The sequence below is a fragment of the Kitasatospora sp. NPDC051853 genome (assembly GCF_044452665.1).
Lineage (GTDB): Bacteria > Actinomycetota > Actinomycetes > Streptomycetales > Streptomycetaceae > Kitasatospora.
In genome coordinates, this window is record NZ_JBITBY010000024.1 from 1 (window position 1) to 17,639 (window position 17,639).

At 69.0% G+C, this 17,639-nt stretch carries 13 protein-coding genes and 1 pseudogene; 4 read left to right on the forward strand and 10 right to left on the reverse strand.

Going from position 1 to position 17,639, the window contains the following annotated elements; all coding sequences use genetic code 11:
- The coding region (locus ACIA8O_RS39305) for a Helicase associated domain protein (RefSeq protein ID WP_396298891.1) at positions 1-2,175 on the forward strand (2,175 nt) is incomplete at its 5' end.
- An 85-nt stretch (positions 2,176-2,260) separates the two neighbouring features.
- On the opposite strand, the gene ACIA8O_RS39310 is transcribed toward ACIA8O_RS39305, so the two are convergent.
- The 3 genes and pseudogenes from ACIA8O_RS39310 to ACIA8O_RS39320 all read right to left on the reverse strand — a co-directional run bounded on the left by ACIA8O_RS39310 (position 2,261) and on the right by ACIA8O_RS39320 (position 5,793).
- The gene (locus ACIA8O_RS39310; RefSeq protein ID WP_396298933.1) at positions 2,261-2,923 is read right to left on the reverse strand and encodes a hypothetical protein; all 663 of its coding nucleotides are present in this window, start codon (positions 2,921-2,923) and stop codon (positions 2,261-2,263) included.
- 769 nt (positions 2,924-3,692) lie between these two features.
- Positions 3,693-4,136: pseudogene (locus ACIA8O_RS39315) on the reverse strand (ATP-binding protein); the annotation flags it as partial.
- Positions 4,137-4,251: 115 nt separating this feature from the next.
- Positions 4,252-5,793 carry a Mu transposase C-terminal domain-containing protein gene (locus tag ACIA8O_RS39320; protein ID WP_396298928.1) on the reverse strand — a complete coding sequence of 514 codons (1,542 nt, stop codon included), beginning with the start codon at positions 5,791-5,793 and terminating at the stop codon, positions 4,252-4,254.
- A 335-nt stretch (positions 5,794-6,128) separates the two neighbouring features.
- Here ACIA8O_RS39320 and ACIA8O_RS39325 point away from each other — a divergent pair, with 335 nt between their 5' ends.
- Both ACIA8O_RS39325 and ACIA8O_RS39330 read left to right on the forward strand, forming a co-directional pair.
- The gene (locus tag ACIA8O_RS39325; RefSeq protein WP_396298892.1) at positions 6,129-6,527 is read left to right on the forward strand and encodes a hypothetical protein; all 399 of its coding nucleotides are present in this window, start codon (positions 6,129-6,131) and stop codon (positions 6,525-6,527) included.
- A gap of 236 nt (positions 6,528-6,763) precedes the next feature.
- On the forward strand, positions 6,764-7,291 hold the full coding sequence (locus ACIA8O_RS39330; protein ID WP_396298893.1) for a helicase associated domain-containing protein: 528 nt from the start codon (positions 6,764-6,766) through the stop codon (positions 7,289-7,291).
- Positions 7,292-7,410: 119 nt separating this feature from the next.
- On the opposite strand, the gene ACIA8O_RS39335 is transcribed toward ACIA8O_RS39330, so the two are convergent.
- The 7 genes from ACIA8O_RS39335 to ACIA8O_RS39365 all read right to left on the reverse strand — a co-directional run bounded on the left by ACIA8O_RS39335 (position 7,411) and on the right by ACIA8O_RS39365 (position 16,680).
- Positions 7,411-8,739, reverse strand: coding sequence for a hypothetical protein (locus tag ACIA8O_RS39335; protein ID WP_396298894.1), 1,329 nt, complete (start codon positions 8,737-8,739; stop codon positions 7,411-7,413).
- 140 nt (positions 8,740-8,879) lie between these two features.
- Positions 8,880-10,829 (reverse strand): hypothetical protein, encoded by a 1,950-nt coding sequence (locus ACIA8O_RS39340; protein WP_396298895.1) that lies wholly within the window; start codon positions 10,827-10,829, stop codon positions 8,880-8,882.
- Positions 10,829-11,401, reverse strand: coding sequence for a hypothetical protein (locus tag ACIA8O_RS39345; RefSeq protein WP_396298896.1), 573 nt, complete (start codon positions 11,399-11,401; stop codon positions 10,829-10,831). The genes ACIA8O_RS39340 and ACIA8O_RS39345 overlap by 1 nt, the downstream gene beginning before the upstream one ends.
- Positions 11,398-12,765: a dsDNA nuclease domain-containing protein gene (locus tag ACIA8O_RS39350; RefSeq protein WP_396298897.1), complete on the reverse strand. Its 1,368-nt coding sequence runs from the start codon at positions 12,763-12,765 to the stop codon at positions 11,398-11,400. Before ACIA8O_RS39350 ends, ACIA8O_RS39345 begins: the two co-directional genes overlap by 4 nt.
- A 317-nt stretch (positions 12,766-13,082) precedes the next feature.
- Positions 13,083-14,228 carry a hypothetical protein gene (locus ACIA8O_RS39355; RefSeq protein ID WP_396298898.1) on the reverse strand — a complete coding sequence of 382 codons (1,146 nt, stop codon included), beginning with the start codon at positions 14,226-14,228 and terminating at the stop codon, positions 13,083-13,085.
- The gene (locus ACIA8O_RS39360; RefSeq protein WP_396298899.1) at positions 14,222-15,013 is read right to left on the reverse strand and encodes an AAA family ATPase; all 792 of its coding nucleotides are present in this window, start codon (positions 15,011-15,013) and stop codon (positions 14,222-14,224) included. The genes ACIA8O_RS39355 and ACIA8O_RS39360 overlap by 7 nt, the downstream gene beginning before the upstream one ends.
- The gene (locus ACIA8O_RS39365; RefSeq protein ID WP_396298929.1) at positions 15,010-16,680 is read right to left on the reverse strand and encodes a Mu transposase C-terminal domain-containing protein; all 1,671 of its coding nucleotides are present in this window, start codon (positions 16,678-16,680) and stop codon (positions 15,010-15,012) included. Before ACIA8O_RS39365 ends, ACIA8O_RS39360 begins: the two co-directional genes overlap by 4 nt.
- A 366-nt stretch (positions 16,681-17,046) precedes the next feature.
- Between ACIA8O_RS39365 and ACIA8O_RS39370 the strand changes: the two genes are divergently transcribed.
- Positions 17,047-17,607 carry a helicase associated domain-containing protein gene (locus tag ACIA8O_RS39370; RefSeq protein WP_396298900.1) on the forward strand — a complete coding sequence of 187 codons (561 nt, stop codon included), beginning with the start codon at positions 17,047-17,049 and terminating at the stop codon, positions 17,605-17,607.
- The last annotated feature ends 32 nt before the right edge of the window (positions 17,608-17,639 follow it).

Sequence of the window (17,639 nt, forward strand, 5' to 3'; positions counted from 1 at the left end):
ACCTACGCCTCGGTGGGGGCGGTGGCGGACGCGTACCAGTTCTGGGCCCGCACCAGGCAGGAGCTGCTGGCGCCGCTGGACCTGATGGTCTGCGACGAGGCGCACCGCTCGTCCGGGCATGTCGAGAAGACGTGGACGGTGGTGCACGACCAGGCGCTGATCCCGGCGGCCAGGCGCGCCTACTGCACGGCGACGCCGCGCATCTGGGCGCCGCCCAAGAAGGCGCTCAAGGCCTCCACGGGCCGGGAGGGGGCGCACCAGCCGCTGCCGGAGGAGCTGGCGGTGTCGATGGATGACGTGCGGATCTACGGCCCGATGGTGTTCTCCATGGGCTTGGCCGAGGCGGTGGAAAAATCGCTGCTCGCCCCGTTCGAGGTGGTGGTGGTTGAGCTGCGGGATCCGCGCTCGGACCGGGACGCCGCCAAGGCGCAGCCGGTGCCGTGGGGCGCGGGGGTGGGTGAGGCGCAGGACGGGAGCGAGGACGAGGTGCCGGCCGAGCAGCTGGCGGCGATGCAGGCCGGGCTGCTCAAGGTCGCCGCCGAGCGGGGGTTGACGCGCACCATCACCTTCCACAACCGCACGCTGGAGGCCCGGTATTTCTCCGAGACGCTGAACCAGACAGCGGAGCGGCTTCACGAGAGCGACCCGGAGAAATACCCGGCCGAGGTCTGGTCGCAGTGGCTCTCCGGGGAGCACTCGGTGGATTTCCGGGAGGAGGTCATCGGGGAGTTCGGACTGACCGAGGAGGACGACGGCCTGGGGTACCGGGTGATCGCCCAGTGCAAGATCCTCGGCGAGGGAGTCGATATCCCGAATGCAGATTCGGTTCTGATTTCCGGCCGGGGCAGCATGGTCGATATCGTCCAGGCCGTCGGCCGGGCTCTTCGGATCAAGCCCGGGGAGAAGAAGATGGCGAGCCTTATCGTGCCCGTCTTCCTCAAGCCCGGGGAGAAGCCTGGGGACATTCTGGAGTCTGACAGCTATAACGGGCTCGTCAAAATCTTGGCCGCTTTGAGGTCACACGACGAACGCATGGTCGAAGCCCTCGCGGTGCCGCAGCGCAGCGGCCGCCGCACCACCGGGCGCAGCGCCGAGGCGACTTACGCACCTGGTGAAGGGCATGGTGGCGGTGCCGATGGCACGGGGGCGTTCACGCTCCCGGTCCGCTTCGAGTCCGCCCCCGAGGACGACGTCCTGGCCCTGTTTATCGCCTCGCGGGTGTTGACCGGTGAAACGCAGTTGTGGCGTGAGGCGATCGGCCATGTGCGGAATTGGTACAAGGAGCACGGGCACCTGAACGTGCCCTATGCGGCCCTGGTCGGGGAGAACGGAAACTATCCGTTGGGGCGGTGGTTGTCGGACCGCCGGGTGGAGAATGCGGCGGGCGAGTTGGCGCCATGGAGGGTGGAGCAGCTCGACGGGTTCGACATGGTGTGGTCGGTGTCGGATGCGCGGTTCGAGGCCGGCCTCTCGTGGGCGCGGGTGTGGGCGAAGGACCACGGTTCGAGCCTGGCGGCCCCGGCCCGGGCCTCGGTGGGCGGCTACTCGATCGGCACCTGGCTGGCTGAGCTGAGGGCGTCCGCGCAGGTGCCGCAGGGTGAGCCGGGGTCGCTGGCGCCCGAGCGGCGCCGGGCGCTGGAGGAGATCGACCCGTGGTGGTGCCCCACCTGGCCGGTCGCCTGGCAGCGCGCCTACGCCGCCGCCAGGTCGTGGTGGCTGGAGTCGGACGGCCAGGTCGCCTGGGCCGAGCTGGCCGAGGACGTGATGTTCGAGGGCGAGGCGCTCGGCCGGTGGGTGCTCGCGCAGCGCGCCGGCCACCCGGGCCTGGAGGCGGAGCAGCAGGAGCTGCTGGCCGCGATCGGCATCGAGGCCGATGCGGAGCTGGTGGCGGCGAAGGCCGCGGCGGACTCCCGGCCGCGCGTCTCCCGCTCGGACCGGTTCGCGCTCGGCATCGCCGCGCTGGCCGCGTTCGTGGCCGAGCACGGGCATCCGCGGGTTCCCCGCCCGCACCGCCAGGAGGTGGAGGCCGGAGCGGACGGCGAGGAGCAGGGCGTCATCGAAGTGGCCCTGGGTGCATTTCTCAACAACGCCAAAGCCCGCCGCGCCAAGCTGACGGACGATCAGCTCGCGCAGCTCGCCGGGCACGGCGTGGCGTGGGCGCTGGTGGAGGTGTGAGCGGCGGCGTGGTCCTGGCCGTGGTGGTCGCGGCGGTCGGCTGGTGCTGGGGCCGTGCCTGCCTGGGTGCTGGGGCGCGGTCCGCTCAGCGCAGGGCGGCAGTTTGAAGGTCCGGAGGCAGCTTCTTCAGAGGGATGCAGGCGGTCCAGTGAGGACCGTCAGGAAGGGCTTCAGGGAAGTACGGGCGGGGATAGCGGCCGCGGCCACGGCCGGACGGGTCTTGCGGGGGCCGTAGGCGGCAGTGTTCAGCGGCTTGGAGCAGCGCTGTCAGTGTGGGTTCGGTTTCGGTGAGCAGGCGGCGGCTGCGGGTTTTGTGGTGCTGGTGGTAGCGGGTGGCAGCGTCCAGGAGGGGGCGGGCCCAGGCGGGTACGCGGTACGCCGCGCAGCGGGTGGGGATGCGGTCGCGGGCGGGTGCGTGGAGGGTGAGGGTGGCTCGTGAGGGGTGGTAGTCGGTGGGGGCGGCCTCGGCGATCTGGTCGAAGTCGGCGCCGGTGATCAGGGTGGTGGCGAGGGCTGCGGCGTGGGCGGGGTGGGCCAGGCGTGTGAGGCGGGTGGTGGCTTCTTCGAGGCGGCCGGTCGGGGGCGGGGTGGGGAGCCAGTCGGCGGGGGCCGGTGGTGGGGTGCAGTCACAGGGGCCTCTGAGCCTGTCGGTGAGGGCGAGGTCGGTCAGGGCGGGGAGGGTGAGCCAGGGCAGGGAGTGCGCCGGTGGGGCGGGGTGGGGTGCGGGCCGGGTGCCGCGGTCGGGCAAGGGGTGGGCGTAGGCGGGCAGGCCGTGGGTGATGGTGTGGTCGGTGCCGGCCAGGGCCCGGGTGAGGGCGGGTGTCGGGGCTCGGCGGTGGCAGACGACGGTCAGGTGAGCGCCGGTGCGCTGTTGGAAGGTGAGGAGGTGGCGCAGGCGGGTGGGGGTGAGGAGGTGGCCGCGCAGGAGGATCAGGTGGTGCAGGCGCGAGGTGCGGGCCCAGGCCGCGGCGGCGGCCCAGGTAGGGGCCGGTTGGGTGTTCCAACGCCCGGGCGCTGTATACGACTTGCCGAGGGCGGCGAGGATGTCGTGGGCGAGGTCGGCCGGGTGGTCGGTACCGGGGGTGGGGTGGACCGTGACCTGTCCGGCGGCGGGGTGGTGGGCGGCCAGGGCGGCGTGGGTGCAGGCGGGGGTGTCGCCCGGGTCGAGCGCGAGGGTTAGGGCTGGTGCCGAGCCGGTCGTAGACCTGACGCAGCAGGTGTTCGTCGACGTGGGTGCGGCCTTGGGCGGCGAGGCCGTCGGCGGCGTGTTTGGTGATGCGGGCCCAGGCGCGGAAGTTGCCGTGGGCGGCCTGCTTGTCGACCAGGGCGATCAGGTCGGGGTCGACGGTGTCCCACAGGGGGTGGAAGGCGGGGATGGTGGCGAGGACCTCGGGCAGGGTGAGCGGGAGGGCCTGCTGCCAGATGAAGACGCGGGAGGCGAGCATCGGTTCGCGGCGCAGGACCTTGGCGCAGCCGTCGCCGCCGGCGAAGACGACGGCGATGTCGGTGGCCGGGTCGTCCCACAGGTAGCGCCAGTACTCGAAGCATTCGCGGGACAGCCACTGGGCCTCGTCGCAGACCAGTACGTGGAAGGAGCGGGCGAGGGCGTCCTTGAGGACGGTGTCGAACTCGATCGGCCGCAGCGGCGGTTCGCCGGGCAGGGCGAGGGCGCGGAAGAGTTCGTGGCGGATGTCGCGTGGGGTCGGGCGGGCCCGGAACGCGACGCGGTAGGTGTTGCGGGGTGCGAGGTGGCGCAGCGCGGCGTTGACGGAGAACGACTTGCCGTTGCCGGCCGCTCCGGAGAGGACCATCATCGCGCGGGCCTCGAGGGTGGCGGCGATGTTGTCCTGGGTGGTGCGCAGCGCCTCGGTGGCCACGACGCGGGCGCCGGCGAGGTTGAGGTAGTGGTCGGCGCGCTCGGGGGGCAGCATGCCGGGGCGTAGGGCGGGTGCGGTGGTCATGGTTCTCCTACCTGGGCACGGAGTTGTCGTGAGTGGACGAGGCCGCGGTGGTGGACCTGGGTGTTCGCTATTCGCAGCGGCGCCGGGTGAGGGTGGGCGGGCCGGTGTGGCCGGGTCACCGTGGCGGGTCGGTGTCGGTGTCGGGTGGTGAGGGGCGCCTGCCGGGTGGCTTGCGGCGGGGTTGACCGGAGGGTTGGGGCAGGACCCAGCCGTCCGGGAGCGGGGCGTGCGGGATCAGTCCGGGCAGGGCCAGGGCACGGAGATCCCGGCCGTCGGTTGCTTCGAGTTCGGCCTGGGCCTCGGCGGCGGTGAGGGCGCCCAGTGGTTGGGGTGGGGCCGCGGTGGTGACGGCGGCGAACCGCTGGCGACGCAGCTTCTCGGCGGCCTTCAGGTCCGCGCGCAGTCGGCGGGCTGCGGCGGTGCGGGCGGCTTTCAGGGCGCGGATCTGTTCCGGGCTCGCCTGCTCGGCGAGATGGGCCGGGCCGAGGTGGCGGCCGGTGGAGGCGTCGAACACCTCGATCTCGCTGTCGTGGTGCGGGAGGTGACGCAGGCGGATCTTCGTCTCGGTGTGGCCGACCATCCAGGCGGCGATGTAGTCGCGGCTCTGCCAGGAGATGCCGTTCGTGGTGATCGTGCGGGTGCGGCCGTCGTCCTCCAGGGCGAAGAGGGCGAGGTGCTCGGCCGGGACGTCGCGCAGCGGCGTCGGGTCCGCGTTCCACGCCTGGAGCGGGGTGAGGCCCTTCAGGGCCGCCGGGTGGTGCTCGGTGTTCCACCAGCGCACCCAGTCCAGCAGCAGTTGGACGAACGCCGGGAACGTCAGCGGTGGCGCGTCCGGATCGGCGAGCCGACCGCCGGTGAGTTTCTGTCGGTGGGTGTAGCGCGGGAGGGAGACGAGGAGCATCTCCTCCACCGCGTCGTTCAGCGCCTCGACTGTGCCCTTCAGGTGCGGTGTGTAGGCGGGCAGGTCGTGCACGGGGACGGCGAGGGCGCCGAGCGCCGCGGTGACCGTGGTGGACAGGAAATCCTTGCCGCGGTCGACGCGCACCAGTGCGGGCAGGCCGCCGGCGGGGCCGAACGGTTCGGTGCGGGTGATCGAGGTGCGCAGCGCGGCGAGGACCGCGTCGCGGGAAGGGGTGTGCGGGGTCACCGCGAGGCCCAGGACGTGCTTGGTGGCGCAGTCGATAAACCAGGTGATCCACGGACACGTCAACTCGCCCTCGACATCGACCTGTACGGGCACATGCTTGTGATCGCCCTCCCAGCAGGCGTTCCTCCACATCGCCGGCCGCTTCCCGAACACGTCGTACGCCCGGCGGGCGGCCTCCCCGCCCCGCAGGCCGGCCCGCTCCCCCGCTGACAGCTCCCGTACCACGGCACGGTGCAGGGCCGACAGCGACAGCATCGGCCCGGCCTCGGGATCGTCCGCCGCGCGGGCCGCCAGTTCGCGGTGGACGGCCGAGACGTTGCCTCCCCACAGAGCCAGCAGACGCCGGATCTCCGGGGTGACGCTCGCGCGCGCGCGGGAGCGCGGTACGAGGCGGCCCTCCCTGCGCGCGGCGGCGACCCAGTACCACACCGCCCGCACGGTTACCCCAAGAGACGAGGCGACCAGCCGTACATGAGCAGTCGTCAACTCACCCCGGCTGTCCAGGTCCATCAACCGGGCCACGGCCGCGGACCGGTCCACCGGCTCGGACACCGCCACTCCCCCGTTCCGGTCGGCACCCGTCGACTTCGCACCGGGCCTTGTCGCGGGTCAGGCTGTCCACCGCGACACTGCGCGATACCGACACGCCGCGCGACAACACCCGATCGAAGGCAAACCACCACCATGGCGTTTCACCACACGCCGAACCACCAAGACCATCCCGCCCCTGGCCCACAACTCGGGCTTCGGCCTGAGGCGTTCACCACTCACTGCCCTGCACGAGACCGGCGGACGAGCCCGTTCGACGCGGCGGCGGTGTCAGCCTCCTGCTGGATGATCTGGCCATGTTGATTGCGACCAACGAGCGTGGCCACGTGGTGAAGCGCGCCACCAAGCCCGCCATCGGGACGATGCTGGCGAACCTGCGGCGGGGCAACGCCCACATGGTCGTGGAGCGGGTGGATGGCGAGCGGTCCGGCGACTGGTACATCCAGGTCCTGCTGCGCGAGAACAACACCTATCAGCTCGAATACCGCGATGGCGTGGCTGAGCAGCACTTCCAGACCATGACCGTGTCCCAGGAGAAGGTCCTCACGGCGCTGCTCGGCTGGGCTGCCGGGAAGCAGGGCTGGCAGGACGGCTTCATGTGGAACAACATCGGCGAGCAGTTCAGCTCCTCCAACGACGCAGCGCCCGAATCGACCGACGGTACGGAGCGGGCCGCGCGGCCTGGAGTCACCTGACCAGCGCGGCCAAGGCTCGATGGCACGGCACAGGACACGTTCGACCGGGTGCTGCTCCGACCCCAGAAGCGAGGCACAGGCATCGTGGTAACGATCGGCGTCAGCTTTTCACCGTGATACAGCGGAACGCTTCACCACAACCCCGGCCCCTGCCCTTCACCGAACTCCCCTCAAAAAAGTTGGCCACCAGCCACAACACACTGTCCCGAACCAGTGAACAACAACGCCGAACCCCGATGAAAACCACACACCGATCATCATGGGCGCCGCGCTGGCCGATCACCTGGCAGCGCTCCTACGCCACCGCCCGGCAGTGGTGGCTGGAGTCCGACGGCCGGGTGGACTGGGCCGCGCTGGACGTGGAGACCGAGTTCGAGGGCGAGGCGCTTGGACGCTGGGTGCAGGCGCAGCGTGGCGCGTTCGCCGTGCTCGACCAGGAGCAGCAGGACCTCCTGGCGGCGATCGGCGTCGAGGAGGACCAGGAGCTGGCCGCCGCCCGGGCGAAGGTGGCGGCCCGGCCGAACAAGAGCCGCAGTGACCGGTTCGCGGCCGGCCTCGCAGCGTTGGCCTCCTTCGTCGCCGAGCACGGCCACCCTCGCGTGCCCCGGACCCACAGGCAGCCGCTCGCACTGGAGGTAGGCTCTGGAGGCGATGTGACGCCCTTTGCGCTGGGTACCTGGCTCAACAACACCAAGAGCCGCCGCAGTAGGCTGACCCCGGATCAGCTCGCACAACTCGCCGAACACGGCGTGGAGTGGGCGTAACAGTGGTCGAGGTGACCCGGGCAGGCGATGGGTGTGCGAGGCAGGCTCCAGCTCCGTGGCGGGACGCAGTACGGTTCGGGCCGCCCCAATGTTCTGAGAGATCCAGTTCGGCACGTCGCCTACTTGAGTTCCTTCTCCGTCAGAAGTAGGAAGTCGACAGCGCAGCCGATACGCTTATGAAGGTCATTGAGGGTGTACCAGGAACTTGGGTTCAGAGCGGAGAGGTTAGGCTGGTCAATCAGGTCGTACTGGAGGCGGCGGTGGTGAGCGCCAAGTCCCTGGAATATCAAAGGCACCAGCTTTACCATGCGAACATCCGTCGCCCCTGCGGTAACGAACCACCCGCTCGAGATCGGGAAGAAGTGGTCAAAGGCTTCGAGTGCTATCGGGATCTCGTCGGCCGGGATGCCGGAGTACTTCGACATCCATTTGAACTCCTGCTCCTTCCGATCCTCAAGGTAAAAACCTCCCCATCCCCACAAAAACTGCTGCCAGAAAGTCGCGTACCGTCGAAAGTTCGGCTGTTCCCTCAGCCACTCCATGCCCCGATGGAAGGTTGAAGGGAGGGCGTGATATGTCAGACCTTGGAAGATGAAAACCTCTCGATCCTCCGAGAGACGGAATTCTGGCGCGCCGTCGGGGTGCGTGAGCGCGTAGTCGACGGCAGCCTTGAGAATGGCCAGGCGGGCACGATGCTCAAGGTACGTACATGCCTGGAGCTCCGGATACTTTCCGTTGAGCATCGCCTCGTAGCTCGGGCTACTGGCGGGCGCCGACTGTGGATCGAACGTACCCCCATCGAGTTCGTGTGCATAGCCGCGCGTCAGCTGCGGATGCTCCTGGTACGCCTCGTACAGCATCGCCGCAGACTCTTCGGGAGCCCGTGCCAGGAAGGTGCCGTTGTTGATCTGGCGATGGTACGTCTTCGCTGACCTGGCGCCCTGCTCACCCTTCTTTGCCCGCTCATGGATCAGATGAACGAACCTACGTTCCACGCCGTACGAGAACCGCCACAAGGCGATGAGCTTCGGCTCCACAAAGGTGCCAAAACCCTTTTCCGAGAAGTGCTCCGGGGCAGCTTGGAAATCTTCGAAGCAAACGACCTCCAGCCCCAGAGGGGTCATCCTGGTGGGGGCAGTCTCGCGGTCGTCCCAGCGAGTATGGAAGAAGGCTCCGTGCTGGATCTTCAGGTATCGCATCCAGCCGACGACCTTGAAAAGATCGGTGTACCCCCACTTTCCACCCTTGACCTCGATGAGCCGCCGCGTGGCTTGTTCATGTGCGTAGTCAGTGGTGACGATGTCAAGTTCGAGGAGGTCCGCAGGGTCAGACTCGACGATCTGCTTCTCTACGAAGTGGCCCGAGGCTTGGAAGAGTGCTGCGATGTAGTCCTCAAGCTCCTCTCCGGCTCCGGGTATTTCCGGCAGCTCCACAACCTTCTTGCTCATCAGCAGCCCTCTCTGTACTGAGCGACCCTACCGGCAAGATCATAGGGCGCTACGCGTTTCCAGAATGACCAGGACACCTACGGGATCTCCACTCCAGGGACGCGATCGTAGTGGATAGCCAGAGGCACGAGGTGAAGTGGTCAACGCGATCGGTCCTCGTATTCGTCCTCTGTTCGGCTGGTGTGCCCGGGGCCGGGATGGACCACTCCTGGGACCATTGGATGGTCGTAGTCGAGTTCGATCTTCCCGAAGGTGGCGCTGGGGATCGGTGCGGAGTCATTGTCGGCAATGATCAGCTGAATCCGGGGGCCGTAGGTCTCGGCGATCGCTTGGAGGCGGTGGTAGATACGGCGACCGCGTTCTTGGTCGTCGGCGTTGGTGCCTGATGCCTTGCGTGGAGAATCGATGATCAGCAGGGAAGGCACGAGAACGTCGGGGTTGGTGGTGCCAAACTCCAGCAGGGTGAGGCTGTAGGCCACGTTGATGCATGTCACGATGCCGCCTCCGTCGGCCTGAAGGGTTTCGAATGGACCGCCGTTGATCAGTGGCAGGTAGGTCCCGGGGTCGATGGTTGCCGACTCGATCCAGGGAGCGGGCCGGAGACCGACAACCATGTCGTTGAAGTTCCGGCTGAGGTCAGTTACCAGACCTTCTCGTTCGGCAAGTTCGGCGGATCGGGCCTTTTTGTCCGCGGTAGCGCGGGCACGGCGTTCCTTGATGTCGCGAACGGCCTGGTCGATTGCGCGGGCGCGGGCCCAGTAGTCGCGCAACTGGCTAACCGCGTCGATGCTCGCCCTGAGGGTGGCCGCGCGGGCGCTCGCATCGGCGATGGCCTCAAAGCGCGGGGCCACCATGTCCCGGGTTTGTGCGTCGAGCTGCCGGCGCAGGGTGTGCGCCAGGAAGTCGGCCTGCTGGACGCGACCCTGCGCAATCTGCAGGACTTCAGTGTCTGCAGCCAGGACAGCTCGGGCATCTTGGAGCTGTTGTTCCAGGGCTCTGCGGGTCTGCTGAATGGCGGCAGGGTCCACATCGTCGTCCGTAGGATCGGGCTGCAGGCACACCAGGCAGTGGTCGTCGGGGACCGGTCGTGCGTTGAGCCGCTGCATGCAGCGTGGACAGACGATGAAGTCGAACGGGGAGAGCTTTTCGATCGCGGCGGCGGAGCGCTCCAGACGGGATAGGTCGACCTCGATCTGGGCGACGACCGCTTCCCGGGCTTCGATGAGGTCATGGGCGGCCAAGAGGTCCTGGGCGGCCTCCCTTGCGCTCTCGACCGCCTCGCGCAGTTCCTGGCGGAGTACGGCGTCAGCTGCGCTGTTCTCCTCCAGCTCGTGGCGCAGTGCCGCGAGGGCAGTGTCTGCACGCTGCAGCATGTCACGCAGATTCGCGAGCTCGGCGCGAAGTTCCTCGTCGGTGCGGGGGTCGGCTGCGGCGAGGAAGCGCTGGACGTTCTCGTACTCGGCCGTCTTGGACTTGAGCTGCTCCTTCAGCAGGCCTAGCAGTCGTGCAAGTTCCAGGATGGTGCTATCGGTGAGCCCGAACATGAGCTTGAACAGGTGAGTACGCGCGGACTTGAACCAGGTGTCGAGGTGTCCCACGACCTCGCGGTCGATGCCGCGGGCTTCCCGGTAGACGTAGGCGAACAGGTCGACGAAGGTGAGGTCGCGTGTGGTGGACTTCCCTTCCCGGCTGGTGGGGATGCTCTCGCGGGGGAAGTCCAGCGCTTCCAGCAGGAGGTCGGACAGCGATTCCTCGTCCGCGTCAGCGCGCAGGGGGAGGGTACGGCGCAGCGTCAGGGTTTCGGGGTCAAGGATGTCGACGCGGTCGGTCTGGTTGTCGTTGATGGTTCGCTTGAGGACCATGTGCTGTTCGCCGACGACAATCTCAACGCGGACCGAGTGGACGTGGTTGCGGACGGCGGGTGTCAGCATCGCTTTGCCGCCGACCGCGTGCTTGAGCAGCATGAGGAGGCTGGACTTGCCGGTGCCGCTGGCACCGCTGACGACGGTGGCCGGTCCGTCGAAGCGGTAGATCTTCTCGGTGTCAGCCGTGGTGACGGTGAGGGCGATGAAGCGGAGGTGGACTGCCATCAGATCTCCGTGCGCCAAGGCCTGTCGACCGCATCCGGTAGACGGTCGTAGATGAGGGTTTTCAACGCTGTTCCTGACTTGTTGAAGTGCCTTCTCAGGAGGTCGATCCGCTGGGCCACCACGGCCCACTCGTCCGTTGTGGCCAGCGCGGTGGCGGCAATCGCCCCTTGGGCAGTGACCCGGAACTCGGCGCGGTCCGCGCTGGTGTAGGTAATTAGGCCGCGGGCAGTGAGCGATCCGAGGATGCTGTAATAGCGCTGGTCCCAGGGGCCGTACTTGTAGCGGGTCATGCGGCTCTCGACAGCTAGGCGCTCGGAGGAGGTGGGCTGTGTCCCATGCGGCCAGTTGATGTTGTCTTCGGCCAGGAGACGGTCGAGCATGGCGGGGTAGCGCAGCAGGAAGTCGAGCTTGGCGAGCTTCGTGAGGCCGTTCAGGCCCTTCTTGGTCGCGGTGAACTTGTCGATGAGCAGGAGGATACGGGCCTCGTGGTAGTGGGCTTCGCGCATTTCCTGACGCCGGGCGCGGTCTCTGATCCTCGCGACGGCAGCCGCGCGGTCGCTGTGGCTCGTCACGACGCTTCCTCCTCTGAGGTGTCGAACGGCTCGGAGAAGTAGAAGTCGCAGCGGTCGCAGAGCTCGTAGGCCAAGCCGCGCAGGTGCTGCCCGTTGACCCGAAACGGCAGGGGCGTCGAGAGGTTGGAAGGCACCAGGTGCTGGGTGAGCAGCTGGTTCATGCGCCGGCCGTACAAAGCACCGTCGACAGCCTCGCTTTCCGCCTGGTCGCGGCTGGCGAAAGCGGCGTCCACCACGTCCAGGCTCGCGTTGGCCAGTTCGGTGGTGTCGCCAGCCAGACCCGATCGGTGCTGTTCCCAGAGCACATACCAGGCGGAGCGGAGCCTCTCCGCGTGGGCGGCTTGGTCGGAGGGAACACCTCCCCGGGCCAACTTCTTGCGCAGGTTCCCTCCGCCCGGAGCGGCAACGGGGAGTTGTCCTTGGGCGAAGGTCGGCACGACGGCGAAACTGGAGACAAACTGCTCCAGGACCGTGCTGCGGTACAGAGTGCGGCGGGCGATGCGCTGCTGAACCTGAACGTTGTAGCGGACCCTGCTCGGGTCGGCGATGTAGACAGCAAGCTGTCCGCGGTCGCCCTCGTCACGGTTGGCTTTGTCGATACGCTCGACCAGGGCCCGGTAGGTGGCCTCGGTGTCGACATGCTCGCGCTGCAGCGTCGCGATCGCCGGCCGAAGAAGGCTCTGTAGGTTCACGTCCGTGATGTGCCGGTTGGACGGCAGCTCGTCATCGATGTGCAGTACGGCGAAGAACTCCTTGACCGTGTCGATGAAGCCAACCGGGACGGCAATGTCGGCGAGCCTGGAGACCTCGGGTACCAAGGGGATGGTGGCGTACGCCTGCTTCCAGCGGATCTTGAGGAAGTACCGGGCGACAGCCTCGGCCATGGCGTCCACGCCAGCAGTGACTTCCGGGTCAGGTCCGCACATGGCGGAGAGCGTGGCGGCTCCGGGCTTCCCCGTGGTGAGGCCGGCATTCGTGGCGAGGCGCAGCCGAACGTTGCTGGCACCGTCGCAGGCTCGCCAGCGGTCGAAGAGGTGGGCCAAGCCGCCGTCCTTGCATATGTCCGCCACGTTCCAAGGGTTCCTGCGCTTGGTGCGGTGCTTAACCGAGACGAGTTCGACCGAGCCGTCCGCATACGCGATGACGAAGTCCTCGTGCCACTCGCAGACGATGTAGTCGATGTTGTCCTCGGTAAGCATGGCGAGGCACGTCCTGGCGGCTACCTCCGCCTGGTAGCGGTAGTTGCGCAGGGTGTCGGACCCGCTGTCCTCCTTCGGGGCCATCCGGAAGATCGGGTGAACGAACCCTTCATCGTCGTCCTCGTCAGGCTCCTCGGCGGCCTCGGCTACGGCAAGATCAACCACTGCCCCCCCCTGTCCCACTTGCCGCGCTCCCGGCTACAGAACCGGGGGGCGGAAGAGTCCCCAGAAGTACCACAGAGCCCACGCAGTCCGTAACCGATTGATCACATGCGTTACCGGAACGATCTGTAGACGAGGGGACCGAAGGGGCTGCCCGCCAAAGCTGCTGCTGGCTCATCCCCACGCCTGCGGCAAATGATGCAAGCACCCAATCGCGTCGGGTACGAGCAGTGGTGGGTGCTACGACGTTGGGGAGGCGTTGGAGGACTCCTGCCAGCTTGCCTCGCGTGCCTGGGACAGGCCATGCGGGCAGGGAACGGCTACCTGCGTCGGACGGGTGGGGGCGGGCAGCCTTGCATGATCTCGGGGCCGGCGGCCCAGGGGTAGCGGTAGTGGGCGTTGCTGAAGGGCCAGATCGTGCGCTGGTCCGTCGGTTCAGTGCGGGGACGGCCGGGGCGGGAGCGGGGCTTGGGTGGTTGAGGCGGGCGCAGTTTGCAGGTGTCGGCGAGGTCGAACAGGTGGGGCAGGTCGTTGCCGGTGAAGGGGGCGTCGAACAGCGGGGTGTCGCTGGCTTCGGCGATGGCGTGCTGGTAGGCGGCGGCGAGGAGCAGGGGGCGTGCCCAGGGCGGTACGGGGTGGGTGAGGCAGCCGAAGCGCAGGCCGTCCACGTCGTGGAGGGCGATGGTGGCCGCGCCGTCGGTGAGGTCGGTGGGGCGAGCGGTGTGGAGCTGGGCGTCGGAGGAGGCGGTGAAGATCGCGGTGGCGAGCTGGGCCGCGAGATGGGGGTGGGCGGTCGCGGTGTGGAGGCGGCGGGCGACTTCGGTGGCGGTGGCGGGGGGCATCTGGGGTGGGTGGAAGCCGCGGTCGTGGGCGAGCGGCGGGGTGCAGCGGCAGCGGCGCTGGGTGCCGTCGCCGGAGGAGTAGGTGGTCAGGGCGGGCAGGTTGAGCCAGCGCTCGTGCAGCGGGACGGGGCGGGGCGGGCGGCTGCGCGGGAGGTCGTTGTCGTGGGTGCCGGGAAGGCGGGCGGCTGCGTCGGCGAGGCGGTGCTCCACCTGGCGCAGGGCCTGTTCGAGGGTGGGGGTGGGGCGTCGGCGGTGGCAGACGAGGACCAGGTGGACGCCGGTGCGCTCGCGCAGGGTGAGCAGGTCGTGGATGCGGCGGCGGCCGAGGAGGTGGGCGCGCAGCACGGTGAGGTGGGTGATGGGGGTGGCGAGGGTCCAGGCGGCGGCCATCGCCCAGGGCGGGTCGGGGTCGAGGGTGGGGTAGCCGGTGACGGGGACGGGTTTGCCGAGGGCGGCGAGGATGTCGTAGGCGAGGCAGATGGTGGAGTCGGTGCCGATGGTGGGGTGGACGGTGGCCCGGCCTGTGGTGGGGTTGTGGGCGGCCTGGGCGGCGCGGGTATGGGGCAGGTCGTCGTGGGGGTCGAGGACGACGGTGACCGGCGGCGGGTCGGGGCAGGTCAGCATGGTGCGCCTGCCTGTCGTCGGCCGAGTTTGCTGTAGGCCCAGCGCACCAGGTCCTCGTCCACCTGGGCGCGTCCGGATTCCTTCATGCCGGCGGCCAGGTGGTGGGTGATCTTCGCCCAGGCCCGGAAGTTGCCGTGGGCGGCTTCGCGGTCGCACAGGGCGATCAGCTCCGGGTCGGCGTCGGCCCAGATCGGGTGGAAGGCCGGGATGGTGTCCAGGACCTCCTCCAGGGTCAGGGGGTCGATCTCCTGCCAGCAGTAGACCCTCGACTCGAGCATCGGCTCGCTCTGCAGCATCTCGAAGCAGCCGTTGCCGCCGGTGAAGACGATCGTCAGGTCGGTGCCGGTGTCGTCCCGCAGGTAGCGCAGGTACTCGAAGCAAAGCTTCGACAGCCACTGGGCCTCGTCGCACACCAGCACCCGGGTCTCCTCCAGCGCGCCGCGCAGCATGCGGTCGAACTCGATCGCATGGGAGGGCGGGCGGCCCGGAAGCCCGAGGGCGTAGAACAGTTCGTGGCGCAGGTCCCGGGTGGAGGGGCGGGCGCGGAACTGGATGCGGTGGGTAATCTGCGGGGCGAGGTCGCGCAGCGAGGCGTTCACCGCGAACGACTTGCCGTGCCCGGCCCTGCCGTAGATGCAGATCATCGCCCTGGCTGTGATCGCGGCGCGGATGTTCTCCCGTACCGCCAACAGGGCCCGGGTGCCGACGACTTGGGCGCCGGGCAGGCGCATGTAGTGGTCCTCGCGTTGGGCCGGCAGCCGGCCCAGTCGGTCGGCGGTCGTCATGAACGCCCTCCTTCTCCTTCGTCTTCGCGTGTCCCGTCTGCGGTGCCCGGGTCGCCTGTCGCCCCTGGGGCGGCGGCGTTGGTGGCGGTGGCGGGCGGTGCTGGGTGGGGGCGGCGGATCGGGCGGGCCCACGAGGTGGGTGCCTCGCGGGGCGGGATCAGGTCCGGCAGTGCCCGTTTCGCCAGAGCACTACCGCCCCCGGCGGCCGCGACGAGTTGCTCCTCGGCCTCGGCGGCGGTCAGCGCTGCCAGCGGCCTGGGGGCGGTCGGCTCGGTGACCGCGCCGTAGCGGCCCAGCCGGCGGCGCTGGCGGTCCGCGGCGGACAACGCCCGCACCATCGTGCGCCGCTCAGCGTCCTTGGCCCGGCGCAGCGCGGCCCGTTGGGCCGGCGTGGCGGCGTTCGCGGGGTGTGCCGGTCCGAGGTAGGCGCCGGTGATGGCGTCGAACACCTCGATCTCGTGGTCGTGGTGCGGGACGAACCGCACCCGCACCTGGGTGCCGTCCCTGCCGTGCATCCACGGGCCGACGTAGTAACGCCCGCGCCAGTACACGCCCTTGGTGGTCAGCGCCTTGGCATGTCCGGCGTCCTCGAGGGTGAAGGAGCGCAGTAGGTCGGGCGGGACGTCCTCGATCGGGGTGGGGTCGTCCTGCCATGCCTGGAGCGGCGTACGGCCGCCGAGCGGCTGTGGGCGATGCTCGGTGTTCCACCACGACACCCACCGCAGGAGCCGTGCGGTGAACTCGGTGAACGACAGCACCTCGGCTGGATCTGCGCGCCGCGATTGCGGGCGGGTGGTGGCGGTGGGGGCATGGAGGTAACCGGGCTGCGCGACCAGGAACATCACGGTGACGCAGTGGTTGAGGTTCTCCACCGTCCCCTTCAACTCCGGCCGGCGAGCGGGCAGATCCTGTACCGGGACCGCGAGCGCGCCCAGCGCCCGGGACACCGTCGCGCACAGGAACTCCTTGCCGCGGTCGACCCGCACCAGCTCCGGCAACCCACCGATCGGCCCGTAGGGGCCGCCCGGCTCGTCCCTCGACAACGCGATCCGCAGCGCGGCCAGCACCGCGTCCCGGGAAGGCTGGTGCGGGGTGACAGCCGCCCCGGTGATCGCGTTCCTCGCGCAGTCGATGAACCACGTCACCCACGGCCGTACCAGCTGCCCGTCCAGCTCGACCTCGACCGGCAGGTGCTTGTGGTCGCCCTCCCAGCAGGCATTGCGCCACTTCACAGGGCGTGCCAGATACACATCGTGCAAGCGCCGGGCCCGTTCACCGTCCTTGAGCGCGGCACGCTGACCCGCGTTCAGATCCCGTCGCACCGCCCGCTGGAACGTCGCCAGCGACGGCACACCCACTCCCCCAGCACCCCCTGCCGGCTCACCGTCCGCTCCCCCGCCCACGGGGTCGCCCTGCGACGCACGGGCCTGCGCGACAAGCTCCCGGTGAACCGCCGCCGCGTTCCCGCGCCACAACGCCAACCGTGCATGGACCTCGTCCGTGACCGTGAACCGCGGCCGGGGCTTGCGCGCCGTCCGGCCCTCCTGGCGGGCCTCCTGCAGCCACCGCTGCACCGTCCGCACCGACCGACCCGCCGAGGAAGCCGCGAGACGCACATGAGCGGGCGTCAGAACACCACGCTCCTGAAGAGACAGGAGCCGGAACACCACCTGCTCACGCACCACCGGCGCCGCTCCCGAACCACCACCGGTCACGTCCGCCATCCCGCCTCTCCCGGCCCGACCGACAGGACCGGCACCGAACGAGCCCGTCCCCTGCCCTCCAGGAAGACAGCAACCGCACCCCGATGACGCCCGAAACCGCATTCCAATGACGCCCAGCAGGACTATCTGGTACAAGCCGGACATGCCGTCAGCACAAGGGAAACCGCACGAACCTGACCAGCAGAAATGTCATCCTGATGACGCCAAAAGCTGCACCAGAATGACGCGCCGTCAGCCGGCACCACAACTGACCAGGAAAAACACCCCCACACCCAACGACAGAAAACCACCGCATCCGACGTCAAATACGTGCAACTTCACAGGCGGGCGTTGGAGGAGATCGACCCGTGGTGGTGCCCCACCTGGCCCATCACCTGGCAACGCGCCTACACCGCCGCCAGGTCGTGGTGGCTGGAGGCCAACGGCGAACCGGACTGGGCGGGAATGCCGGAGTCCACGCTGTTCGAGGGCGAGCAGCTCGGCCGGTGGGTACTCGCGCAGCGGGCCGGCCACCCGGGCCTGGAGGCGGAGCAGCAGGACCTGCTCGCCGCGATCGGCATCGAGGCCGACCCCGAGCTGGTCGCCGCGAAGGCCGCGACGGAGGCGAAGCCGAAGGTGTCGCAGGCGGACCGGTTCCAGGTGGGCATCGCGGCGTTGGGCCTGTTCGTGGAGCGAGAGCAGCACGCGGGCGTGCGGCGGCCGCACAAGGAGCCGCTGGAGACCGTCAAGGTCGGGCCCGGCGGTGAGGAGTCCGTGGAGCTGGTCGAGTTCCCCCTCGGGGTCTGGCTCAACAACACCAAGGCCCGCCGTGGCAAGTTGACCCCGGGTCAGCTCGCGCAGCTCGCCGAGCACGGCGTCGAGTGGGCGTAGGAACGGTGCGGGTCTGGAAGCGAGTGGATGTC

Excerpts from the sequence above, each read along its gene's own strand:
- ACIA8O_RS39335 (WP_396298894.1), bottom strand. The coding sequence starts at position 8,739 with ATGAGCAAGAAGGTTGTGGAGCTGCCGGAAATACCCGGAGCCGGAGAG.
- ACIA8O_RS39360 (WP_396298899.1), bottom strand. The coding sequence starts at position 15,013 with ATGACGACCGCCGACCGACTGGGCCGGCTGCCGGCCCAACGCGAGGAC.
- ACIA8O_RS39340 (WP_396298895.1), bottom strand. The coding sequence starts at position 10,829 with ATGGCAGTCCACCTCCGCTTCATCGCCCTCACCGTCACCACGGCTGAC.
- ACIA8O_RS39330 (WP_396298893.1), top strand. The coding sequence starts at position 6,764 with ATGAAAACCACACACCGATCATCATGGGCGCCGCGCTGGCCGATCACC.
- ACIA8O_RS39325 (WP_396298892.1), top strand. The coding sequence starts at position 6,129 with ATGTTGATTGCGACCAACGAGCGTGGCCACGTGGTGAAGCGCGCCACC.
- ACIA8O_RS39320 (WP_396298928.1), bottom strand. The coding sequence starts at position 5,793 with ATGGACCTGGACAGCCGGGGTGAGTTGACGACTGCTCATGTACGGCTG.
- ACIA8O_RS39355 (WP_396298898.1), bottom strand. The coding sequence starts at position 14,228 with ATGCTGACCTGCCCCGACCCGCCGCCGGTCACCGTCGTCCTCGACCCC.